The following is a 23384-nucleotide window of genomic DNA, read 5'->3' on the forward strand; positions in this document are numbered from 1 at the left end:
CCAATGAGCACCTACCTCCCCACGCTCAAGCAGCTGCAATATCTGGTGGCGCTGCACGAGCACGGCCATTTCGGCCGCGCGGCGGAGGCCTGCTTCGTTTCACAATCGACGCTCTCGGCGGGCCTGCGCGAACTGGAAACGCTGCTCGGCGTCACGCTGGTGGAGCGCACGCGCCGCGTGGTGCGCTTCACCGCGCTGGGCGATCAGGTCGTGGCCAAGGCGCACCGCCTGCTGCGTGAGGGCGAGGAGCTCTCTGCGCTGGTGCAGGCGCATGGCGCACCGCTCACGGGCGAACTGCGCATGAGCGTGATCCCCACCGTCGCGCCATTCCTGCTGCCGCGAATCCTGCCGCGCCTGCGCCGCGAACGCCCTTCACTGAAGCTGTTCCTGCGCGAGGAGCCGAGTGCGGCGGCAGTCGAATCGCTGCACCATGGCCGGGCAGACTGCGTGCTGCTCGCGCTACCGTTCGCCACCGGCGAGGTCGAGGCGGCGCACTTGTTCCACGACCGCCTGCTCGTCGCCTTCCCCAAGGACGACCCGCGCGATCCGCCCGCGAGCATCGCGCCTGCGCTGATCGACGAGGCGCGGCTCTTGCTGCTGGAAGACGGGCACTGCCTGAAGGACCACGTGCTCGCGGCCTGCAACCGGCCCGAACTGCGCGCCAGCGCCAGCGTGATCGGCACCAGCCTGCACACGCTGGTCCAGATGGTCGACAATGGCCTGGGGCTGACGATGCTGCCCGAAATGGCGGTGAAAGCCGGAATCCTCAACGGCACCCAGATCGTGGCGCGCCCGCTCGAATCCGAACACGCCAGCCGCGAGATCGCGCTGGTGTGGCGCAAGAACTCGCCCCGCGCGGAGGAATTCCGCATGCTGGCCAGCGAACTGGCGGCGGGATGAACCTTCCGCCCACCCTTGCGCTCGCCATTGCCATCGTCGCCGAAGTGATCGCGACAACCGCGCTCAAGCAATCGGCGGGGTTCACCCGGCCGCTGCCGCTGGCGCTCAGCCTTGCGGGATACCTGATCGCGCTGTTCTGCCTCTCGCTATCGCTGGAGAAGATCCCGACCGGCGTGGCCTATGCGATCTGGTCGGGCGTGGGCATCGTGCTGATCACGGCATTGGCGTGGATAGTGCACGGGCAGAAGCTGGATGCGCCGGCCTTTGCCGGGATGGGTCTGATCATGGCCGGCGTTCTGGTGCTGAACCTGTTTTCCAAATCCAGCACTTAATCCATGTGCTTGAGGCCAACCCTCAAGTAATCCCAGCCCGTAACCACGGTCAGCACTGCCGCCGTCCACAGCGTGATAAGCCCCACGGTGTGCGGCACGTTTGCTTCGATGCTGCCGATCATCATCGTCCAGTCCGGCGCGCCCTGCCCCAGGATCAGGGCGCCCAGCGCGACGAGTTGAAACGTCGTCTTCCACTTGGCGAGCTTGGACACCGGCACCGAAACCTGAATGCCGCCGAGAAATTCGCGCAGGCCCGAAACCGCAATCTCGCGGATCAGGATGATGAGGCCCGCGATCACATGCAGATCGCCGACATAAGGTCCCGTCAGCACACCCTGCGCGCTGAGCACGAGAATCACCGCTGCCACCATGATCTTGTCGGCAATCGGATCGAGGAAAATGCCGAGCTTGGAAACCGTGCCTTGCGCGCGGGCGAGATAGCCGTCGAAATAGTCGGTGACGCCCATCAGGGCATAGACCGCAAAGCCGATGGCATAGCCCGTGTGCCATTCGGGCCACCACAGCAGGCCCGCCAGCAGCGGCACGGTGACAATGCGGGAGAGCGTGAGCAGATTGGGAAGGGTCAGCATCACGCACCTTCATAAGCAGGTTGGGCGCGCGAAGAAACCGCAAGTTGCCCCGGCCATGCCCCCTTGCCCGCTTCGTGCAGGGCGCTATGGAAAACCCACAAGTATGCGAAGGCTGGCCTGACCCGAATGACAACCACTGCGCTGCTCATACGGAAACGTCGCTTTCTGCCGCTGTTCGCCACCCAGCTCCTCGGCGCGTTCAACGACAATCTCTACAAGAACGCGATGATCTTGTACGTGGTCTATACCGTGTACAATTCGGAAGCGGCCGAAGCGCGCTTTTCCGCCATTGCCTCGGCCGTGTTCATCCTGCCGTTCTTCCTGCTGTCCGCCCTTTCGGGCCAATTGGCCGATATGCGGGACAAGGCGCGGATCATCCGCATCGTGAAGGCCGCTGAAATCGGGATCATGATCGTTGGCGCTGCGGGCCTGTTCCTCGCTTGGCGGGGCATCGCGGTGCAGATTGTGGCGATCCCGCTGATGCTGGCCGCGCTGCTGGCGATGGGCGTGCATTCCACGTTCTTCGGCCCGATCAAATACGCGATCCTGCCGCAGCATTTGCAACCCGAGGAAGTGCTGGCCGGCACCGGCCTGGTCGAGGCGGGGACCTATATCGCGATCCTGGCGGGCACGATCTTCGCGGGCTGGATTCCGGTGGAATGGGCCGCGCTGATCTGCATCGGCACCGCGGTGGTGGGCTTCATCACCGCGCAGTTCGTGCCGACAGCGCCTTCGCAGATGGAGCCGGTGCCGCTTGATTTCCATGTGGTCCGCTCCTCGATCACCCTGGTGCGGATGACCACGCGGCACCCGCGCGTATTCCTGGCGATTGCGGCGATCAGCTTCTTCTGGACGATTGGCGCGGTGCTGTTCATCCAGTTCCCGCCGCTCGCCAAGAACGTCCTTTCCGCCAGCAAGGAAGTGGCGAGCCTGTTCCTCGTGGTGTTCTCGATCGGCGTTGCCATCGGCTCGGTCTCGATCAATCACCTCCTCAAGGGCACTGTTTCGGCCCGCTTCGGCCCGCCTGCGGTGATCGTGATGGGCGGCTTTATCATCGCCTTCCACGTGGTGTGCAAAATGTGGCATCAGGCGGTCGGACCCGATCTGCTCAATGTTGCACAGTTCGTGGTCCAACCGCTGGCCGTGCCGCTGCTGCTGAGCCTGCTGGGCATTGCCATTTCCGGCGGCATGTTCGTCGTGCCGCTCTATGCCTTCCTGACCACCGTGGTCGACAAGGCGGAGACCGCGCGCACGATTGCGGCGAACAATATCGTCAATGCCGGCGCAATGGTCGTCGGCTCGCTGATCGCGGTCAGCCTCAGTGCCGCAGGCGTGGCACTGGCCGATCAGCTGCTGCTGGGCGCGGCGATGTGCTTGATCGCGGCATGGCTGGCACGGGTGCTGCACAAGGCCGAACTGGCGCATGTGGGCGAGACCGAGCACACGTTCGAATAGCGCAAGCGCGGCCATGCGCACCTGCGAAGGCACGTGAAGGTCAGAAGATAAACGCCGATATCGCCGCGAAACACGCGCAGTAGGCGAGGAGGAAATCCTTCACGTCCTGCAGCGTGATGCGCCCCGGATCAACCGGCGGGGAGCGCATGCCTTCGGGCAGGTGCAGCGCCTTCATCGCAGCTTCCACTTCCGGCTCGAACAGGGGCAGCGGGCGCAGCACATGCGCGGGCAGTGTGCGCCGGAACGGATGGCCGGCAAGATCGGGATTGGCAGCGCGACGTTTGAACATGCCCTCGTGGTAACGCTTTATTTACCACGCAGGGAGCCTGCGAATCAGCCGTTCTGGCTGCCATCGCGGGAGTGTTCCGATCCGGTACAGCCCCAGTGCTTGGCCCGGTGCCTGGCCGGCACCTCCTCTTACCCGCGCTTCAGACCGTTCCGCCCGCCATTTCCAGCACGATATCCCACTCCGCCGCGCGCACCGCCGAGACCGAAAGCCGGGAAAGCCGCAGCAAGTCCATCTCAGCCAGCGCCGGATTGGCCTTGATCGCAGCGAGCGTGACGGGGGCCTTCAGCTTGGCCACCGGCTGCACTTTCACCGCGGCCCACTTGCCTTCGGGATCGGTCGGGTCGGTCAGGCCGGCCACGCTGATCCGGGCGATGCCCACGATCTCCTTGCCGATGTTGGAATGATAAAAGAACGCCAGATCGCCCACCGCCATCGTGCGCAAGTTGCGCGCGGCAAGGTGATTGCGCACGCCGTCCCATGTCCCCTCGCCCTCGGCGATCAGGTCATCCCAGCCGTAGACGTCGGGTTCGGACTTCATCAGCCAGAGTTGGTCGGTAAGCGCGATTTTGGTCATGCACTGGTCCCCGATTGGCGATATGCCATCGCCGATAAGCTCTTAGCGGCCCATACCTCCAACCGGACCACGTGCAAGCCATGAACCCCGAAACGCTCCCCGTGCTGTCGCTCGCCGCCCCATCGGGCAATCTGGCGCGAGGCCTGGGCGAAAGCTTCCAGCGCTTCGGCTTTGCACTGGTGGCGGACCACGGCCTCGATCCGGCGCTGGTGGCGCGCGGGTGGGAACTGACCGCCGCGTTCTTTGCCCTGCCCGAGGCGGAGAAGCGGCGCGGGCACGTGACGGGCGGCGGCGGGCAGCGCGGCTACACGCCCTTCGGTACCGAAATCGCCAAGGGCGCGCGCGTGCACGATCTCAAGGAATTCTGGCACGTGGGGCGCGAAGGCGCGAACGACCCGGCGATGCCTGCAAACGTCTGGCCCGAAGCACCGGCGGGCTTCCGCGAGACCTTCACCGCGCTTTACGCCGAATTCGACCGCATCGGCGCGCGCATCCTTTCGCACATCGCGGTGTGGCTGGGGCTGGAGGCGGACTGGTTCGCCCCTGCCATCGCAGGCGGCAATTCGATCCTGCGGCTGCTGCACTATCCGCCCGTGCCCGATACGACCGGCGGCGCGATCCGTGCCGGGGCGCATGAGGACATCAATCTCATCACGCTGCTGCTGGGCGCGGAGGAAGCCGGGCTGGAACTGCTGACGCGGGAGGGCCGCTGGATCCCCGCATCGCCCCCGCCCGGCGCGCTGGTGGTCAATATCGGCGACATGCTGCAGCGCCTGACCAACCATGTGCTGCCATCGACCACCCACCGCGTGCGCAACCCCGATGGAGCGCGCGCGGGGCATAGCCGCTATTCGATGCCGTTCTTCCTCCATCTGCGCAGCGAATTCCGCATCGCCTCGCTGCCCGGCTGCGTCAGCGCTCAAAACCCGGATCGCTATCCGGCGGCGATCACGGCGGACGAGTACCTGCATGAACGCCTGCGCGAAATCGGGCTGAGCCGATAATACCTGCACGGGTGACACAAGTCACACCGCTCTCACATGGCTGCAATACAACCAATCCGGTTCAGGAATGACGTCCGCGTTGGTGATCAAGGTGCTGACATTCCTGCCAGCGTGGCGTAACGTGAAAGGAACAACGCAGTTCATGCCGCTGTCAGGGTCACGGTTGTAGCCTCCTCAGCGTCCAGGAATTGATAGATCATCCTTCGGATCGCCCGGACCAAACCCTGTGCTGCCATTCTTCGGCGGCACATCCGCGCGTTTGCGCGGCTTACCGAGGATTTTCGATCATGGCATTGCAAGTTGCAGACAGTTTCACGGGTACAGGCGTCCGGCATGACCTTGGCACGACGGACGATCTCTATGTCGCCGCCGGCGTTCGCTCGGTTTCAGCCGATGATGGGGCCATCACCGCCCTTGGCACGCTGCATTCCATCAAGATCGATGGATCGGTGTTCGCCGGTGGGATCGGCATCTACATCGATGTTTCCGGCAATGCCGCGGGTTCCAATGCGGTTGCAATCGGCAAGACCGGGCAGGTATCGGCAGTAGGGACTGCCATCAGACTGACGGGCGAGTACAACGCTGTCATCAACTATGGCGAGATTTCGAGCCTTGCGGGCCGCGGGATCACGATTTCCAACGGCGGCAGTGGAACCCTGCGATCGAAGATCATCAACTACGGCAGCATATTGGCGGATGGCGAGGCCATTTCCACCGGCGGGAACGGCGTGGTTATCCGAAACTATGGCGACATCACATCCAGCTTCGGCCAATCGATCTCCTCCGGGATCGGAGATGACACGGTCCACAACTTCGGCACGATCGATGGCGATATCGCTTTGTACGACGGATTCAACATCATGATCAATCGGGGCGTGGTTGTCGGTAACATCGCAACCGGCGTCAACGGTGACATTATCGATAACCGGCTCGGCACGATCATGGGTGATGTCAATCTGGGCGATGGCAGCGATATCTTCAGGCCCGGCCAGACTGACGAAACGGTCGACGGCGGGGCAGGCAGCGACATGATCGATTTCTCGAAATCGAGCGGCGTGCAATTTGCCCTCGATGGCAGCCTGACCGCAACCGGCTGGGCTTCTGGCGATGTCTATCTGAACTTCGAAAGCCTCACGGGATCACTCACGGGCGCAGACGTGCTGACCGGCAACAGCTTCGGCAACTACCTCATCGGCAATGGCGGCAACGATGTGCTTTCAGGGATGGCCGGAGACGATACGCTGCAGGGCGGGTTTGGCAACGACACGCTCGACGGCGGGGCTGGCATAGACGACATTTACGCCAGCGACGGCGATGACATCGTGCTCGGCGGCATCGGCAACGACACCATCCGCGGCGACAAGGGCAACGACACGCTGACCGGCGGCGCGGGCAAGGACGGGGCCTATGGCGGCGCGGGCAAGGACGCCTTCGTGTTCGCGAATGGAGATTTCGGCGGAAAGACCAGCACGACCGCCGATACCATCTTCGATTTCAAGCAGGCAGAAGCCGACCGGATCGATCTCAAGCTGGTCGACGCCAAAAGCGCGGTTGCCGGAGACCAGGCGTTTGCCTTCATCGGCACCGCCGCCTTCCGCAACGTGGCGGGCGAACTGCGCTATGCACAATCTGGCGGCTCCACGTATGTTCAGGGTGACACGAACGGCGACGGGGTCGCCGATTTCTGGATCGCGCTGAGCGGTTCGATCGCGCTCAAGGCCGCCGATTTCGTGCTCTGAACGGCTGCACTCCGGCGCTGTCAGGCGGCTGCCACGCGCAGCACTTCGATGGCGCCGGGCTTGCCGCCGAAATCCAGCTCGTCCCCCGCTTCCGCGCCCATCAGCGCGCGGCTGAGGGGGGCAGTGAACGCAAGCAGGCCTGCGGCAGGATCGGCCTCATCATCGCCGACCAGCGTGATCGTGCGCTCCTTGCCATTGAGCAGGAAGGTGACCGTGGAGCCGAACGCTACCGCCGGGCCTGCGGGCGGGGGCATGACTTGCGCGGTGGCCTGCCGAGTCAGCCAGTAGCGCATCACGCGCCGGTGCTTCTTGATCGCATCTTCATCGGACAGCTTTGCAAGTTCCGCTTCCAGCTCGGCCACGCGCGCGGCGATCAGCGCAAGGCCGCGCGGGGTGACGAGGTTGGGACCGGGCGGGATCGGCAGCTCGAACTTGGGTTCGAGATGTTCGTCATCGCCTTCGCGGCGAAACGCAACGCTCATGCTTCTTCTCCGTCATCCACGGTCCATTCGGCCAGATCGGGCGCGCTGCCGATCAGCGCGAGGCCGTGGGCAATGGAGGTCAATTCATCGCCGCTGGCAATGCGGCTGCTCCCGAAGCGCCGCTCGAACAAGCCGCGCACCGCCGGGATCAGCGAGGAGCCGCCGGTGAGAAACACATGGTCGATCTGGTCTGCGGCAAGGCCCGCGCGGGCGAGCACGCGGTCCACGCCTTCATCCAGCTCGGCCAGATCGGGGGCGATCCAGCGTTCGAAGTCTGCGCGGCTGACGTCCGCGCTGACCGAGAGGCCCTCCCCCTCGAACGTGAACGCGGCGTGGGTCTGGGCCGAAAGCGCACGCTTCACCGCACCAATCGCTTCGTAGAGGCCATAGCCGAGTTCATGTTCCACCACGGCAATCATGCGGTCGATCGCGGCGGGATCGGTTGCGGCGTGGCGCAGTTTGCCGAGTTGGTCGAGCGTGCGCTTGTTGCGCATCAAGGCAAGGCGCGACCAGTCGCTGAAATCGGCGAAGTGGCCGGGAGGAATCTCCAGCACCTTGTCGAACGAACGATACGTGCCGCGCTTGCCCAGCAGCGGCAGCACGAGCTGGTCCATGATGCGGAAGTCGAAGCGGTCTCCGGCGATGCCCACACCCGCCGAGGCCAGCGGCACGCAGCGGCGCGGCGCGTCCGGCGCTTCCACCCGCACGACCGAGAAATCGCTCGTGCCGCCGCCGAAATCGGCCACCAGCAGCGTGGCCGGTTCGCTGAGCCGCGAGGCAAAGCCATAAGCCGCGCCTAGCGGTTCGTAGACATAGTGGATCTCGCGCCCCAGCCCGGCGAACATCGCGCCGTAGCGCGCGGCTGCGAGCGCCGGATCGGGCCGCGAACCGACATAGCGCACCGGGCGGCCGACCACGATGCGTTCGGGCAGCTGCTTCAGCGCATCCCCGGCATGGGTGGTGAGGTGATCGAGGAAAACACGCCCCAAGTCCTCGAACCGCAGGCGCTTGGTGAAGATCTGCGCATGCTCGAAGGTTGTGCTGGCTGCGACCGACTTGAACGATTGGAGGAAGCGCGAACCTTGCGGAAAGCCGAGGAATTCAGCGATGGCCCACGGCCCTGCTTCATGCGCCAGTCCGCCGCGCACTGCGTCTTCCTGCCAGAAACACAGCGCCGAGCGGAACACGGCGGTAACGGCATCGGGGGCGGCAAATTCCGCAAGATGGACCGTGCCATCGCCTGCCGTGCGCGCGACGACCGAGTTGGTCGTGCCGAAATCGATCCCGACCGCAGGCATAGGCAATGAAGGAGCAGACATGGGAGCAGGGCCTTCAAGAGCGATTCGCAGTGGGGCGTCGCGCCTAGCCTGCGGTTTCCTTTGGCACCACGTTATATTTGCGCACGTCGTCCTGGCTGAGACAATAGCGCGTGGTCTTGTTCGCCGCCGTGGCCACGGCCTGCTGGCGATACATCACTTCAGTGAGCAACTTGCGGCTGATGCCCATGCGGATGAGGAAATCGTTGTCCTCGCTCGCCAGCAACGCGCTGTCCTGCTCGATCTGGCCGATCAGGCGCGTGGTCTCCGCGCTGCCTTCCTCGACCGAAATCTCGATCGTGTCGCGATCACCGGTATGCGTGAACATGTGGACCATGAACACGCCGCCCGGATCGACGAAGCGGCGGTCACCGCCCATGAACACGAAGTTGCAGGCGGAAAAGCAGGTCCAGCCCTTGGGAATGCGGGTCACCATGCCGGGATAGCTGCGGATCACCTTGCCCGCCTGGTTGCCCGCCCGCGCATCGCCGCCGCGCGATTTGATCCAGACTTCCTCGATCCGCTCATCCCCATCGAGCGCGGCCTTGAGGCGCTTCGGCAGGGTAGAATCGATGATGCCATCGGCAATCAGCACATGCTTGCCGTTCCTGTCGGCAGGTGTGAGCGCGATGGCCTTGGCCTGCCCCCAATCGGGCGCGGCGGGACAGGAAGGATTGTCCTTGTCCATCAAGACGGCAGCGGGCTTGGCCGCAACCAGCGCGGTAGCCGCAGCGCCAAGAGCAAGGGTGCGCAGCAGCCTCATGCCATCAGGCCATCAGCGAATAGCGCGCCGAGCCGGGCTTGCGGCACATGCGCTTGTCGGCGTTGGTTTCCTCGCCATTGACGATGATCACGTCGCTGACGGTGATGCACTGCATGCCGCCGCGGTCATTATCATTGCGCGCGACCACGGTAGATGTGCCCGACACGTTCTCGCGCGTTTCCGAGGTCCATGACGAGGACGCACCGACCGGCGGCGGCGCAGCATCGCCGGCTTCGCCGCGCGTCGCCGTGATCGTGGCGTTGGCGGCCTGCTGCTGCTCAGCGGGATCGAGCCGGCAGGCGATGGCGTTGGTGAGCGTGCCCGCCACATCGGCAATGGGGAAATAGCTGGAGACCCCGGCAGAACCCGCTGCGCGGCCCAGACCCTGCCCGATCAGCCCGCCCAGCACCGCCGAGCCTTCGCTCTTACTCTTGCCCTTGGGGCAGCCATCGGAGCTTTTAGACGAGCTTGAGGAGACGCTGGGCAGCGAAGGGATGCTGAACCCGCCGAACTGCGCGGCCGCGCTGGTCGCGACAAGGGCGCCGCTCGAGAGAACGGCGAAGGCCGCGCTGAGCCGGCGGACGGAAGGACGGAACGTGTTCATCACCAATGGCACCCCTGATCTGCGCGCCGCGCCCTGCCCCCTTCGCCGTGGAGACAACCGTAACGCCGCATGGCCTTTGTTATACGGCGAAGGTTGTATCGCCGCTGAACCCGATAGCGGAAATGCCTAGGCAGGGGTGTGATGTGCGTCAATGGCGCGAACATTCCGCCCGGCTCATTTGCACCGGATCGAAAAAGCCAAATTGATTGGGAAAAGGGAAGAATTGGTGGAGCCTAGCGGGATCGAACCGCTGACCTCCTGCATGCCATGCAGGCGCTCTCCCAGCTGAGCTAAGGCCCCACAATTCTTCAGACAAGTGCCGCTGGAGGCACTGCTGCCCGGTGCGTTCGCTCCGGAGGACCGGGCCTTTATGCGAGGCCCGGCGCGCTGGCAACACATTTTTTGCCTGCGCAGATTCGCGGCTGAAGCGCCGTGCGGGAATGCCGCTGGCGCTTCAGCACACGAAGGAAATCAGACTTCCTCGTCCTCGCCGTCGTGGCCGGGAACGCCGAGATCATCATCGCCGCCAAGATCGACGTCGTTGTCGGGCGAATCGGCATCTTCGTCGATGTCGAGATCCTCGTCGGCCAGATCGACGTCGGGCACGGCGTCGGCCTTCTCCTTCTGGATCTCTTCATAGGGGATCGGCTGCTTCGACTTGAGCACCGGCTCCGGCGTCCAGCTGTAGCGGCATTCGACGCAGGTGACCGGGTCGTCCTTGCCCAGATCGTAGAAGCGGGTGCCACACTTCGGGCAGCCATGCTTTGCGCCCCATTCAGGCTTGACCATGCGAAATCCTTAAAACTTGCGCCCGCGACAGTTGGCGGGGACATCAACAGGTTGCTTGATGGGGAGCGGCCCCCATAGAATCAAGCGCGGGGCGCGCCTTGCCATAGGCGCGGGGCGCTGTCAAAAGCGCGCCCGTTCCAGACGCATCAGACCCCGGAAAGACCTGCCACCGTGCATTCAGCCGAAACATCCGCCCCGCGCCCCCGCCGCTTCCGCGCCGCCGGGCCGCTGACCGGCCGGATCCGGGTGCCGGGCGACAAGTCGATCAGCCATCGCTCGATCATGCTCGGCGCGCTGGCGGTGGGCCGCACGCGGGTAACCGGGCTGCTGGAGGGCGAGGACGTGATGTCCACCGCCGCCGCGATGCGCGCGATGGGGGCCACCATCGAACGGCAGCCGGATGGAGCCAATGGCACTGAATGGGTGATCGACGGCGTCGGCGTGGGCAGCCTGCTGCAGCCGAAGACCGCGCTCGACATGGGCAATTCGGGCACGTCGACGCGGCTCCTGATGGGCCTTGTCGCCAGCCATCCGATTACGGCCACCTTCATCGGTGATGCCAGCCTTTCCAAGCGCCCGATGGGCCGCGTGATCGAACCGCTTTCGCAGATGGGCGCCGATTTCACGGCGGCACCCGGTGGCCGCCTCCCCCTCACCCTGCGCGGAATCGCGCCTGCCGTGCCGATCGCCTACCGCCTTCCCGTCGCCTCGGCGCAAGTGAAAAGCGCGGTGCTGCTGGCCGGGCTCAACACGCCGGGCATCACCACCGTGATCGAACCGATCCCCACCCGCGATCATTCCGAACGGATGCTGCGCGGCTTTGGCGCGGACCTCACCGTTGAAGTGGCCGCAGACGGCACGCGCACGATCCGCCTTACGGGCGAGGCGGATCTCAAGCCCCAGACCATCGTCGTACCGGGCGATCCCTCGTCCGCCGCGTTCTTCGTGGTGGCGGCGCTGATCGTGCCGGGATCGGACCTCAGAATCGAGAACGTCGGCCTCAATCCCACGCGCGCGGCGCTGTTCGATGTGCTGCGCGCGATGGGCGGGCAGATCGAGGAACTGGACCGGCGCGAGGTGGGCGGCGAGCCGGTGGCAGACCTGCGCGTGCGGCATTCCGCGCTCACCGGCATTGCCGTCGATCCCGCTGTAGTGCCGAGCATGGTGGACGAATTTCCGGTGCTGTTCGTGGCCGCCGCGCTTGCCAGCGGTCGCACGGTGACGACCGGCCTCGAGGAACTGCGGGTCAAGGAAAGCGACCGCATCTCGGTGATGCGCGCCGCGCTGGAGCTGGCGGGCGCGAGCGTGACCGAGACCGAGGACGGCCTCATCATCGACGGCACCGGCGGTGATCCGCTGCCCGGCACGCCAGACGGCACGACGGTCGCCACGCACCTCGATCACCGCATCGCCATGAGCATGGCCGTGGCGGGCCTCGCCAGCCGCGCCGGCGTGGAAGTGGACGACACGCGGCCCATCGCCACCAGCTTCCCGGTGTTCGAAAGCCTCCTTTCGCAGGCGACTGGCGAATGATCATCGCCATCGACGGGCCGACCGCTTCGGGCAAGGGCACCATCGCCAAGGCACTGGCCGCGCATTACGGCCTGCCGCACCTCGATACCGGGCTGCTCTACCGGGCGGTTGGGCGGCAGGTGCTCCTGAACGGCGGCAACCCCGATGATCCCGCTGACGCGCTGGCGGCTGCCGATTTTCCCGAAGGCCTGCTGGGCGACGATGAACTGCGCAGCGAAGATACCGGGGCACTCGCCAGCCGGGTTTCGATCCATCCGGCGGTGCGCGCGGCGCTGCTGGCGCGGCAGCAGGCCTTTGCCCGCCAGCCGGGCGGTGCTGTCCTCGATGGCCGTGATATCGCGACGGTGATCGCGCCCGAGGCCGAAGCCAAGCTGTTCGTCACGGCCAGCGTGGCCGCCCGCGCGCAGCGCCGCTGGGCCGAGATGCAGAAGCGCGGCGAGACCATGACACGCGAAGACATCGAGGCAGACCTCGCCGCGCGCGACGAGCGCGACCGCAGCCGCGCTGCTGCCCCGCTGCGCCAGGCCGAAGGCGCGGCGCTACTGGATACCTCCGCGCTGCCCATCGATGCCGCCATCGCGGCGGCTATCGCCCTTGTCGAACAGCAGGTTACCGCCCGATGAACATCCCGATGATCAGGCCCGCCCTCACCATCCGCGAATTCAGCGACGAGCTGGCGCAGGCCTTCCACGACATCAACGCCGAGTGGATCGAGGCGATGTTCGTACTCGAACCTGTCGACCGCGAAGTGCTGGAAAACCCGCGCGAGAAGATCATCGCGCCGGGCGGGGTGATCCTGTTCGTCGAGGCCGAAGGGCTGGGCGTGGTCGGCACATGCGCACTCAAGCCCACGGGCGGCGGCGGTTACGAGCTGACCAAGATGGGCGTGCGCGAGACCGCGCGCGGCACCGGCGCGGGCGCTTTCCTGCTGGAGGCGGTGATCCGGCGCGCGGCTGAAATCGGCGCCGATCCGCTCTACCTGCTGACCAACCACACCTGCGAAGCGGCGATCCATCTCTACGAGAAGCTGGGCTTTCGCCACGACGGCGGGATCATGGCCGACTATGGCGCACGCTATGCCCGCTGCGACGTGGCAATGCGCTACGTCAGCCAGAATTAGGCAGCATCATCCAGCTTCCCCGCCAGCGGCGGCTGCGCGATATAGACGTCGACATCGCCGACACCCTTGAGGTTGATCGTGACCGGCTTATCGAAGCCGGTGCGATCACGTGCGCGCAGCCAGGTGATCTCTGAAATCGCGATGCCGTTGGCAGGCGCAGTGCCATCGAGCCGCGCGGCGATGTTCACCGTATCGCCCCAGTAATCATAGGCCATGCGCGTTTCGCCGATCACCCCGCCGACCACCGGACCGCTGTGGATGCCCGCACGCAGCCCCACTTCGACCCCGGCGCTGCGGCCCATTTCAGGCACGCCCGCGATCACCGCACGGGCAAAGGCGATGGCCGCATCCGCGCTGTTGCCCGAAGCCACGTTGCCCCCGGCGATGGCGAGATAGGCATCGCCCACGGTCTTCACTTTCTCCACCCCGAACTGGCGCGCGCAGGCATCGGCGTGGTTGAAGAAGCCATTGAGCATCTCGACGAGGTGGCCGGGCGAGACGCGCTTGGCCAGCGTGGAGAAGCCCACCATGTCGATGAAGATCACGCTGGCATCGGCATAGGAATCAGCCACCAGCAGCCCGCTGCGGATGCGGTCCACCGCCGCGGGCGGCAGCATGTTGAGCACCAGTTCCTCGTTGCGCGCGCGTTCGGCGTCGAGCGAATCCGCCAGCTGGAACGCGGCGCGGCTGGTGCGGCCGACGGCGAGGTTGATGGCTGCCATGATCAACGCACCGCTGCTGAAGCTGAGCGCGGCATAGACCACCGCTGAAAGCTGCGGCTGGCCGCTTGTGATCTGCGCGAACCAGATCAGGAAATCGCAGGCAAGCCAGATCAGGAAGCTGCGCGGCATTCCCGCAAGGGTTACCGCCGCGAACGCCACGATGATGAGCTTGTTGATAACACCAATAACGTGAAGCCCCTGATTGAGGCTGGCGAGATGCTCCATCAGCAGGACATTGATCCTGCCCACAAGGATGGACAGTGCCAGCAGCGCAATGAAATCGATCACCGCATGCCGGACGTAACCGTCCCAGAAAGTCGTGCCGATGTAAGCGCCGCATGTTAAGAGCGCGAGCCCGAGCATGATCGCAAGCTGTGCGTTGTCTACCGACGCCAGGAATATCGGGTTCACGATCGAATAGGCCAGCGCGACGACCATGAAGATCACGCCGTAAAGCCGCACGAACGGCAGGCGCAGCGTGCGCGCGCGTTCGGAATAGCGGCGCTCGGTCTGGTCATCGGCGAAGCGGCTGAACAGCCCCGGCCGGCTCATCGCGATCGCGCTGCCTGATGCATCCGGCACATGTGCCTCCCCTCCTTGACCCCGTGCTCCTTAATCCCCGAACCTTACAGGAAAGACAATAACCCGATCCGGACCAAATAGCGCATTAATACCGCATCTTTGCGTAGGGACTGAAGGCGGGGCGCAGGCTGCCGTTCTCAATGCATGTGGTAAACACCCGGCGCAGGAGCAGGCCATGTTCGAAGAGTTCGAAGGCGTTGAGCATATCAACCAGCGGCGCGCCCGCCGCGTGGGATTTGAATTGCCGGTGCGCTGCAAGCACGGCCTCACCCGGTCAACGGTCATGCTTAAGGACATGACCACACACGGCGCACGGATCGAGGGCATTCCCCGCCAGCGCATCGGCGATACGGTGCTGCTGTTCCTGCCCGAACTGGCCCCGCGCCTGGCCTTCGTCGTGTGGTCGAAGGACAAGACCTCCGGGCTCGAATTCGAAATGCCGCTGCACGAGAACGTATTTGCCAACCTTGTGGCGGATTTCGCCATCGGGCATCTGCAGCGGCTGGAACTTGGCCGACCAGAAGCCGACATGGCGGCACAGGCGAAGCCTGCCGTGCCGCCAGCGCGCCACGCGGCCTGAACCGCCGCGATTTCACCTTGCATCTTCATCGATACCCGCTAAGGGCCAGCGCTTCCGCAGTGAGGGCGCAGGCCCGACGCGGAAATTGAAGAAAGCCGGAGGGGCCCCGCAATACCGCGGATCAGCCAGCGATCGGTTAGATTGATGAAGGACGCTAGGGCCCATGCCGCTTTACGAGCATGTTTTCCTCGCACGTCAGGATCTGAGCCAGGCTCAGGTTGACGCGCTTGCCGCCACCGCCACCGAAATCGTCGAGACCAACAACGGGAAGGTCGTCAAGACCGAGACCTGGGGTCTCCGTTCGCTGGCCTACAAGATCCAGAAGAACCGCAAGGCGCACTTCGTGCTGCTCGACATCGAAGCCCCCGCGGGCGTGGTTGCCGAGCTCGAGCGCCAGACCGCGATCAACGAAGACGTGATCCGCTTCATGACCGTCCGCGTGGACGAGCACGAAGCCGGCCCGTCGGTGATGATGCGCAAGAACGACCGCGAGCGGACCCGCCGCCGCGAACGCGAAGGGGAATAAGCCATGGCTCGTCCGTTTTTCCGCCGCCGCAAGTCGTGCCCGTTCTCGGGCAAGGGCGCCCCTGTCATTGATTACAAGGACGTGCGCCTGCTTCAGGGCTTCATGTCCGAGCGTGGCAAGATCGTGCCTTCGCGCATCACCGCCGTTTCGGCAAAGAAGCAGCGCGAGCTGGGCCAGGCGATCAAGCGCGCCCGGCACATCGGCCTGCTTCCCTACATCGTCAAGTAAGGAGCGCTAACCATGCAGATCATCCTGCTCGAGCGCATCGAGAAGCTGGGCTCCATCGGTGACGTTGTCACCGTCAAGGACGGCTACGCGCGCAACTTCCTGCTGCCCAACAAGAAGGCGCTCCGCGCCAACGAAGCCAACAACAAGGTCTTCGAAGCCAACCGCGCCCGCATCGAGGCCGACAATGCCGCACGTCGCACCGACGCGCAGGCTGAATCCGCCAACGTCGAGGGCAAGGAAGTGGTGCTGATCCGCGCCTCGTCCAACTCCGGCCAGCTCTATGGTTCGGTTTCGGTGCGCGACATCGTAGACGCGCTGGTCGAACAGGGCGCCAAGGTGACGAAGGCCATGGTCGTGCTGGAACGCCCGATCAAGTCCATCGGTATCTCGACCGTCAAGGTTTCGCTCCACCCCGAGGTGAGCGTGACCGTGAAGGTCAACGTCGCTCGCTCGCCCGACGAAGCCGCGCTGCAGTCGCAGGGCGTCGATGTCATCGATGCGATGTTCGATACCGAAGTGGGCGGCTTCACCGAAGCCTATGACCCCAATGCCGAGCCGGGCGAAATCCCGGCCGACCTGCTCGAGGACTCCGCCGAAGCGGACGCCTGAGCCAGTTGATCGAGATCGGATAGCAAGAGGGGCGCCTGGCAACGGGCGCCCCTTTCGTTTTGTGTCCTGTTGTGTCTCGCAAGGTCCGTGCTGGCCAAACGCCAGGCACAATGTCACCGTGGCGGCGTAGGCAAATTTGCTGATAGCCATTCAGGGGTGACGATGACCTACAGCGCAACCAGCGGCGAGTTTCTGATCAACACGACAACCACCGGCAACCAGAAACTGAACGGCATCGAAGCCTTGGCTGACGGACGGTTCGTCGCTCTCTTTTCCGATGCGAGCGATCCTGTCGGACTGGTGCAGAAAGGGCGCTTCTTCAACGGGACGACCGGTGGCAGCGAGGCCGTTTCCGGAGGCAATGAAACGGCGGTGGAACTGGCATCGGGTCGATTCATCTCGGTTCAGACCAGCCCGGCATCCAACGCCATCACCATCCAGTTGCTGGGCCGTTCGCTGGCCACGCTGGGCGATCCGATCGTGGTCACCACCGATACCGCCGGGGGGGAGAAGATCCTGCTTGGCACCGGTGCAGTAGCCCAGCCGGCTGGCGGTTTCGTGGTCGGCTGGATAGCGATTGACGTCCGCGGCACCAGCTTGCCAATATCCTACCAGCAGGCCTTCAGCGCCTCCGGCCAAAGCCTGGGCGATCCGGTCGCCTCGCCCGGTCTGGTGCCCGGTGGCGGCACCGCCTTGTCGGATGGCCGGATCGCATTGTTTGATCCGCACACGCAAGACATCCTGATCTTTGCCCCCAACCTATCCGGCACACCGCAAGTCGTCGCCCTCGATGGTGCGGCAAGCGATGGCGGCAATCCGGAACAGGTGCGCATCGAAGCATTGCGGAATGGCCAATTCGTCGTGCTCTGGGCCGAAGGCGCGGCCGTGACCGGCCCGCTTCATGCGCAAGTTTTCAGCGCGAGTGGCGTTGCGCAAAGCGAAGACATCATCATCGACCAGACGGGTCTGGGCGCGGCCCGGTCGTTTGACGTGGCGATGCTGGCGTCCGGGGATTTCGCCGTGGCTTGGGCCAGGCGCAGTGGCGCCACCGGCAGCGAGATCGCAGTCAAGACCTTCTCTTCCCTCGGCGAGGAGATCGGCTTCCAGCAGGACGTCAACACCACCAGGGCAAGCGATCAATCCGGGCCGATGATTTCGGCGCTTTCCACCGGCGGGTTCGTCATCGGCTGGAACGACCAGAGCCAGACCGGACTGGATACGAGCGGCTCTGCCGTGCGCGGGCGGACATTCGGCTCGAACGCAGGCGTGGTGCTCATGGGAACCGACCGGGCGGACGCGCTGACCGGAACCACGCGGGACGACACGCTCATCGGCCTGGGCGGCAACGACAGGCTGGTGGGCCTGGGCGGCCGTGATACCGCAAGTTATGCCGGAGCCGAAGCGGGCGTGGCGGTTTCGCTGGCGCTCACCACGGCGCAGAACACCGGAGGTGCCGGAACAGACACTCTGACCGGGATCGAAGACCTGGTCGGTTCGCGGTTCAACGATGCGCTGACCGGCGATGCCCGGCGCAACGTGCTGACCGGCCTTGCCGGAGCAGATCGGCTGGACGGAGGCGCCGGGGGTGACCGGCTCGTCGGCGGCGCTGGTGCCGACGTGCTGATTGGCGGCACGGGCGCCGACGTGATGATCGGCGGAACCGGGCGCGACACCTACTACGTCGACAATGTCGGCGATCAGGTGATCGAAAGCCGCGCCATGAGCGCAGCCGGGACTTCGCTCGGCGGAACCGACACGGTTATCTCCACAGTGAGCTTCATCTTGCCGGACTTTGTCGAAGTGCTCAGATTGGCCATGGGCGATTTCTACATCGATGGGACAGGCAACGCCGGCAACAACACGATCATCGGCAACGCTGGCAAGAACGTGCTTGATGGCGCTGGCGGAAACGATCGCCTGACCGGAGGCGCTGACAATGACCTCTTCAAGCTCAACGCCGTCGGCACTGGCGTGACCGTGATCACCGACTTCGCCTCGGGCACGGACATCATCGGCATCAGAAACCCATTTGGCAGCGAGCTTGCCTTCGGCACCGCTGCGACCACCGCAGACCAGCGCCTGATCTACGATATCGAGACGGGCAATATCTACTACGATGCCGATGGTTCCGGCAGTGGGGCGCAGGTGCTGCTTGCGGTCATCGCCAGCAAACCCGAAATCTACGGGTACGATTTCATGGAAATCTAGTTGGGAGAACCGGGCTCCATGCACATTGCGCGGAGCCCGGTTGCCTGCCTCTCACCTCACAGCACGAAGTCTGCCGCTACCAGAGCAGTGCTGCTGGTAACGAGGATCGCGAAATCGGCCACCTTGTCACCGTTGATGTCGGCTTGAACCAGCCACTGATTACCTTGTGCCGAGATGACGAGCGCGCCGTGGCTGCCATTGAAGGCAGAAACGAGCTTGAACGTGCCATCGCCCGCATCGCCGCCGTTGGCATCGATCTTCGCAAGGTCGATGAGATCGTGCTCCGTGCGGGAAAAGTCCGCGATCGTATCCCGCCCGGCCACGGCCGCAGTTGAATCGGTGAGGCTTTCGAACACGAACTGATCTGCACCCGCGCCGCCCTTGAGGCCATCCGCCCCCTGGCCCCCATAGAGCTTGTCGTTGCCAGCGCCGCCCGAAACCCAGTCATTCCCGGAAAGGCCGCGCAGCACGTTGCTGCCATCATTCCCGACCAGTGCATTGGCGAGGCTGTTGCCGACACCCGCAAGGGTAGCCGTCCCGGTCAGGATGAGGGTTTCGACATTGGCGGCCAGCGTGAAATTGACACTAGAAACCACCCGGTCGATGCCTTCGTCGGCGTTCTCGATCACCCGGTCACCCGCGTTGTCGATGACATACGTGTCGTCGGCCCTGCCGCCTGCCATGATATCCGCGCCAAGCCCGCCATTGATATAATTGGCTTCAGCGTTGCCTTCGATGCGATTGGCCAGCGCGTTGCCGGTGGCATTCTTCGCCCCCTCGGTCAGGAACAACTCCTCCAGATTGGCACCGAGCGTGGTGTTCACGGCCGAGTAGACCCGGTCACGGCCTTCGTTGGCATTCTCGATGATCGTGTTGGTGGCCAAGTCCATGAAATAGGTATCATCGCCCGAGCCGCCGACCATCTTGTTCGATCCGCCGCCACCAAAGATGGTGTCGTTGCCATTGCCGCCGGTGAGCAGATCATTGCCGCCGCCGCCATGGATGGTGTCGATCCCGTCACCGCCATTGATGGTATCGTTTCCGTCCATGCCCGACAGGGTATCGCCGCCAGCAAGCCCTTCGATCAGATCGCTCCCTGCCCCGCCGGTGATGGCGTTGGCCTGTAGGTTTCCGGTCAGCCGCATGGGACTGGCACCCCGATACTCGGCATTTTCGAGCTCGGCGGCGAGCGTGTAGGATCCCGTGGCCTGGCTCATGATGAACACCGTATCCACGCCGCCCGCAGGACCGGCCTCTTCCTTGATCACATCCTTGACCGAATCGATCCAGTAGCTGTCATCGCCGCTTCCGCCGAACAGCGTATCGGTGCCTGCGCCGCCGATGAGGACATCGCCGCCACTGCCGCCATAGAGCGTATCGTTGCCGGCTCCGCCTTCGAGCATGTTGGACTGGTTGTTGCCGGTGAGCGTGTTGTCGCTGTCGTTACCCGCACCGTTGACTGCCGATCCGGCCAGCGTCAGGCTCTTGGCACTGGCCGCCAGTTTGACGTTCAACCCTTCTCTCACCGTAACGTTCGGTGCCGCAGCACTGCCCACCAGCGGCGCGGTGCCCGAGCCGGGTGGAGGCAGCGGCATCGTGCCGAGCAGTTCGTTGAGCCAGTAGGTCACTGTCTCGACCCGCGCATTGGTGTTGCCATCCTCGTTGAGGAAGCGGTCCCACTTCGTGTCGAAGCCGATGTGGTAGATACCGTCCATCACGGTATCGATCGCGCTGTCGCCGAGCAGGTAGCTGGCCCCGTGATCGCCCTGGATCAGGTGGAAGCCGGTCTCCACCATGTTCTCGTCATTGCCGTGGGCAGCAAGGAAGGCGGTTGACTGGTTGGCGCGGATCCACTCCGAAAGGTCGTATGTCTCGGCCACGGTGAGGTGCCCGTCGTCCATCGCGCCGGTGGCCTTGATGGCATCGATGATGATGTGATTGAGCTTGTCTGCCGCCGCAGCGCCTTCGCGGATCTGGCTGGCGGAGATGTTGTTCTTCAGCCCCACATCCTCGCCGATCATCTGGATCAGCTGATCGAGCCCGGTGCCGGTGGTGCCCTTCGGCCCGTCATAGGCATAAGGCAGGCCGCCATCAGGCATCGCTCCGTTGGCAGCGAGCGCGGCCTTGTAGTCGTTGATCGAGGCATAGAGCCGGTCCGCGCTGACCGGATCGCCATCGAGCTCCACCCGAAGGCCCTCGGGCCCATTGTTGTCAAAGTAATAGAGGTCAACGGCGTAAAGCCCGGACTTGGCGATATCGATCGTCTTGCTCGTGCCGGTAAATCCGCGCCCGTGGGCATAGCTGGAGAGTTCATCTCCACCCAGCTTGAGCAGGAAGCCATCGTCCGAGCGCACATTGATGAGATGCTGGCCCTTTTCGAGCCAGATGAAGCCCTGCAAGCGCAGGCCAATCGTGTTCATCGCCGTGTCCGCGCCGCCATCTGTCAGCGCGGCCTTGCCATCAAGGAACTGCCCCAGCGTCGAAACTTCCTTGAAGCCGCCGAAGTTCACGGTGGTCGCAGAAAGGTGGAAGTTGGCGGACTTGGTCGCGGTCTGGGCGATCAGATCGTCGATCGAATCGAAGCTGGTGCCACGATCGAACACTTCGCCCTTGAGCCCGGTGCCGGCGCGCGCCGCCGGCTGATCGCCTTCGAACGCAGCGCTTCCAACCCATTCCGCCGGCAAAGCGCCCGAATGGTTGATCGCGCGCAGCTCGAACGGATCGAGGATGCGGTCGTAGACGGCAAGGTTGCCCACTTTGCCATCGAGATAGCTGTCCAGTCGCGACATGTTGCTGCCATCGCGGTTCCAGGTGCCCGCACCCAGCACGAGGCTGCGCGTGTTCGGCCCGAGCCCGCTGGTCGCATCGACTTCCGCCGCAACGCGCTTGCCATTGAGGAACACGCCCAGACCGTCCTGGCCGAACGTGATCGCAAGGGTATATTGGCGGCCCGCCTCGATCGTGACGCCATCGGCCTTGACCCACCAGTCACGGCTGCCGTCCTGCAGCAGGACATAAAGCTCGCCGTCATTGATGAAGGCGGTCATGTCGCCATCGGCGTTGCTGCTGCCATCCTTCGAGAAGATGACGTGGGTGCCGCCATCATCCGGATGGTTGGCCGTGAAATCGACCGCAATGGTGCCTTCAGCCACGCTTGTGGCCGGCGCCTTGCCCAGTTCCACCGCGCCCTTGGTGCCATCATTGTTGGCCATCGAAGCCTTGCTGAACACCAGATTGGGCTTGAGCGAGGCGGCATCGACAACCGCGTGGTCCGAATGGAGCGAGCCCGATTCCAGATCCTTTGCGAGCAGCAGGCTGATCCAGTCCGAGGTGTCGGTGATGCGCTGGTTGGCGTTGCCATCCTCGTTCTCGAAGCGGTCGCCCGAAATCTTGAAGCCGATGTGATAGATGCCATCGGCCACGGTATCGACCGAGAGATCGCCGTAGATATAGTCGCGCCCGCCGTCGCCTTGCGCATAGTGCAGGCCGCTTTCGAACGCGCCTTCGTCGTCGCCGTGAAGCTTTGTCCACTCGTCGAGCTTGTTGACGATGACCCAGCGATTGAGATCGACCATGTCCATCGGATCGAGCCGGTTATCATCGGCAACGCCGGTTTCCTTGATCGCCTGAAGCATGATCTTGGCCATGCCGTCGGCAGCCTTGGCCGCATCGTTGATCTGCTTTTGCGAAATGCGGTGGTTGAGGCCGATATCGTCGAGCAGCCGCTCAGTGATGAGATCGAGCCCGGTACCAGTGGTGCCGTGCGCCTGCGGATCCCCCTTGCTGCTCCCCAGCGTGCCTGCCGCCAATTCGGGCGCCAGCAGGCTATTGAGCCAGTGCGCCGCATCATCCACGCCCGCGCCCCAATAGTTCTGGGGCGACGTGAGGTGACCGTCCTTGATCTCGAATGCGAGACTGTAGAGGCTGCTCAGCACGCGGTCGACGCCTGCATCGCCGAACAGCCGCGTGACTGCGCCTTCGCCCGCAACGCGCTGGAAGCCGGTGGAGGTGCTATCCGTCTCGGCCCCGTAGAGCGCGGAGAACTTGGCCAGCGCGGTGCCGCGCAAGTAGGTGTTGAGCGAGTAGATGTCCGAAGTCGTTATCTCGCCATCATTGGCAAGGCCGAGCGTGCGGATCGCGCTCACGATCAGGCCGTTCATCGCATCGGCCGCAGCCGCGCCTTCACGAATCGCTGCTCCCGATGAGCCCATGTTGAGCCCATAATCGTTTGCAATCAGATCGATGGCACGATCTAGTCCTGTGCCGGTAGTCCCTGTGATCCCCATCGTGCATCTCCTTGCCTTTGGGCCATATGCGCAGAGCATGCCGAAGGACGGTTTAAGTACAATGGCTGCGGGATACCCCTAACGCGTTAACCCAGATGCTTAAAAATTGCGCAGCCAACCGGAATGGACTATTTTGATTTCAACTAAAAAGAG

23 protein-coding genes and 1 tRNA gene are annotated in these 23384 nt (G+C 64.2%); 13 read left to right on the forward strand and 11 right to left on the reverse strand.

Features of this window, described 5'->3' with window-relative positions; genetic code table 11:
- The first annotated feature begins 3 nt into the window (after positions 1-3).
- Both CFE35_RS13400 and CFE35_RS13405 read left to right on the forward strand, forming a co-directional pair.
- Positions 4-900, forward strand: a complete 897-nt coding sequence (locus CFE35_RS13400; protein ID WP_292931150.1) for a hydrogen peroxide-inducible genes activator — start codon at positions 4-6, stop codon at positions 898-900.
- Positions 897-1232: an SMR family transporter gene (locus tag CFE35_RS13405; protein ID WP_292931151.1), complete on the forward strand. Its 336-nt coding sequence runs from the start codon at positions 897-899 to the stop codon at positions 1230-1232. The genes CFE35_RS13400 and CFE35_RS13405 overlap by 4 nt, the downstream gene beginning before the upstream one ends.
- Here CFE35_RS13405 and pgsA read toward each other — a convergent pair.
- A complete protein-coding gene (gene pgsA, locus CFE35_RS13410; RefSeq protein WP_292931152.1) occupies positions 1229-1822 on the reverse strand; it encodes a CDP-diacylglycerol--glycerol-3-phosphate 3-phosphatidyltransferase in 594 nt (197 codons plus the stop codon). The genes CFE35_RS13405 and pgsA overlap by 4 nt on opposite strands.
- A gap of 126 nt (positions 1823-1948) precedes the next feature.
- Here pgsA and CFE35_RS13415 point away from each other — a divergent pair, with 126 nt between their 5' ends.
- Positions 1949-3277: an MFS transporter gene (locus CFE35_RS13415; protein ID WP_292931153.1), complete on the forward strand. Its 1329-nt coding sequence runs from the start codon at positions 1949-1951 to the stop codon at positions 3275-3277.
- Between the two features lie 40 nt (positions 3278-3317).
- Here CFE35_RS13415 and CFE35_RS13420 read toward each other — a convergent pair whose 3' ends face one another.
- Positions 3318-3566 (reverse strand): hypothetical protein, encoded by a 249-nt coding sequence (locus CFE35_RS13420; RefSeq protein WP_292931155.1) that lies wholly within the window; start codon positions 3564-3566, stop codon positions 3318-3320.
- A 139-nt stretch (positions 3567-3705) separates the two neighbouring features.
- The gene (locus tag CFE35_RS13425; RefSeq protein WP_292931156.1) at positions 3706-4140 is read right to left on the reverse strand and encodes an EVE domain-containing protein; all 435 of its coding nucleotides are present in this window, start codon (positions 4138-4140) and stop codon (positions 3706-3708) included.
- 80 nt (positions 4141-4220) lie between these two features.
- On the opposite strand from CFE35_RS13425, the gene CFE35_RS13430 reads away from it, so the two are divergent.
- Both CFE35_RS13430 and CFE35_RS13435 read left to right on the forward strand, forming a co-directional pair.
- On the forward strand, positions 4221-5144 hold the full coding sequence (locus CFE35_RS13430; protein ID WP_292931157.1) for a 2OG-Fe(II) oxygenase family protein: 924 nt from the start codon (positions 4221-4223) through the stop codon (positions 5142-5144).
- Between the two features lie 287 nt (positions 5145-5431).
- Entirely contained in the window at positions 5432-6883 is a 1452-nt protein-coding gene (locus tag CFE35_RS13435) for a hypothetical protein (RefSeq protein ID WP_292931158.1), read from the forward strand.
- A 20-nt stretch (positions 6884-6903) separates the two neighbouring features.
- Here the strand turns inward: CFE35_RS13435 and CFE35_RS13440 are convergent, their stop codons facing one another.
- The 6 genes from CFE35_RS13440 to CFE35_RS13465 form a co-directional block, all read right to left on the reverse strand.
- Positions 6904-7365, reverse strand: coding sequence for a GreA/GreB family elongation factor (locus CFE35_RS13440; RefSeq protein WP_292931159.1), 462 nt, complete (start codon positions 7363-7365; stop codon positions 6904-6906).
- A complete protein-coding gene (locus tag CFE35_RS13445) occupies positions 7362-8684 on the reverse strand; it encodes an Hsp70 family protein (RefSeq protein WP_292931161.1) in 1323 nt (440 codons plus the stop codon). Before CFE35_RS13445 ends, CFE35_RS13440 begins: the two co-directional genes overlap by 4 nt.
- Before the next feature lie 43 nt (positions 8685-8727).
- Entirely contained in the window at positions 8728-9444 is a 717-nt protein-coding gene (locus CFE35_RS13450; protein WP_292931162.1) for a hypothetical protein, read from the reverse strand.
- Between the two features lie 4 nt (positions 9445-9448).
- A complete protein-coding gene (locus CFE35_RS13455) occupies positions 9449-10048 on the reverse strand; it encodes a hypothetical protein (RefSeq protein WP_292931163.1) in 600 nt (199 codons plus the stop codon).
- 224 nt (positions 10049-10272) lie between these two features.
- Positions 10273-10348: transfer RNA gene (locus CFE35_RS13460), tRNA-Ala, on the reverse strand.
- Positions 10349-10519: 171 nt separating this feature from the next.
- Positions 10520-10837: an FYDLN acid domain-containing protein gene (locus tag CFE35_RS13465; protein WP_292931165.1), complete on the reverse strand. Its 318-nt coding sequence runs from the start codon at positions 10835-10837 to the stop codon at positions 10520-10522.
- 171 nt (positions 10838-11008) lie between these two features.
- On the opposite strand from CFE35_RS13465, the gene aroA reads away from it, so the two are divergent.
- From aroA to CFE35_RS13480, 3 genes are read left to right on the forward strand one after another with little or no spacing between them, the layout of a single operon-like run.
- The gene (gene aroA / locus CFE35_RS13470; RefSeq protein WP_292931166.1) at positions 11009-12370 is read left to right on the forward strand and encodes a 3-phosphoshikimate 1-carboxyvinyltransferase; all 1362 of its coding nucleotides are present in this window, start codon (positions 11009-11011) and stop codon (positions 12368-12370) included.
- The gene (locus CFE35_RS13475; RefSeq protein ID WP_292931168.1) at positions 12367-12993 is read left to right on the forward strand and encodes a d(CMP) kinase; all 627 of its coding nucleotides are present in this window, start codon (positions 12367-12369) and stop codon (positions 12991-12993) included. The genes aroA and CFE35_RS13475 overlap by 4 nt, the downstream gene beginning before the upstream one ends.
- 8 nt (positions 12994-13001) lie before the next feature.
- Positions 13002-13490: a GNAT family N-acetyltransferase gene (locus CFE35_RS13480; RefSeq protein WP_292931170.1), complete on the forward strand. Its 489-nt coding sequence runs from the start codon at positions 13002-13004 to the stop codon at positions 13488-13490.
- Here CFE35_RS13480 and CFE35_RS13485 read toward each other — a convergent pair.
- A complete protein-coding gene (locus tag CFE35_RS13485; protein ID WP_292931172.1) occupies positions 13487-14794 on the reverse strand; it encodes an adenylate/guanylate cyclase domain-containing protein in 1308 nt (435 codons plus the stop codon). The genes CFE35_RS13480 and CFE35_RS13485 overlap by 4 nt on opposite strands.
- A 175-nt stretch (positions 14795-14969) precedes the next feature.
- Here CFE35_RS13485 and CFE35_RS13490 point away from each other — a divergent pair, with 175 nt between their 5' ends.
- The 5 genes from CFE35_RS13490 (at position 14970) to CFE35_RS13510 (ending at position 18945) form a co-directional block, all read left to right on the forward strand.
- Positions 14970-15374, forward strand: coding sequence for a PilZ domain-containing protein (locus tag CFE35_RS13490; protein ID WP_292931174.1), 405 nt, complete (start codon positions 14970-14972; stop codon positions 15372-15374).
- Between the two features lie 163 nt (positions 15375-15537).
- Positions 15538-15900, forward strand: coding sequence for a 30S ribosomal protein S6 (gene rpsF, locus CFE35_RS13495; RefSeq protein ID WP_292931175.1), 363 nt, complete (start codon positions 15538-15540; stop codon positions 15898-15900).
- Between the two features lie 3 nt (positions 15901-15903).
- Complete coding sequence (gene rpsR / locus CFE35_RS13500; RefSeq protein ID WP_054121790.1) at positions 15904-16128, forward strand: 30S ribosomal protein S18; 225 nt, start codon at positions 15904-15906, stop codon at positions 16126-16128.
- A 12-nt stretch (positions 16129-16140) separates the two neighbouring features.
- A complete protein-coding gene (gene rplI, locus CFE35_RS13505; RefSeq protein WP_292931179.1) occupies positions 16141-16737 on the forward strand; it encodes a 50S ribosomal protein L9 in 597 nt (198 codons plus the stop codon).
- A 162-nt stretch (positions 16738-16899) separates the two neighbouring features.
- The gene (locus CFE35_RS13510; protein WP_292931181.1) at positions 16900-18945 is read left to right on the forward strand and encodes a calcium-binding protein; all 2046 of its coding nucleotides are present in this window, start codon (positions 16900-16902) and stop codon (positions 18943-18945) included.
- 56 nt (positions 18946-19001) lie between these two features.
- On the opposite strand, the gene CFE35_RS13515 is transcribed toward CFE35_RS13510, so the two are convergent.
- Positions 19002-23231, reverse strand: a complete 4230-nt coding sequence (locus CFE35_RS13515) for a LamG-like jellyroll fold domain-containing protein (RefSeq protein ID WP_292931183.1) — start codon at positions 23229-23231, stop codon at positions 19002-19004.
- Positions 23232-23384: the final 153 nt, after the last annotated feature.

This window comes from Novosphingobium sp. PASSN1 (genome assembly GCF_002278815.1).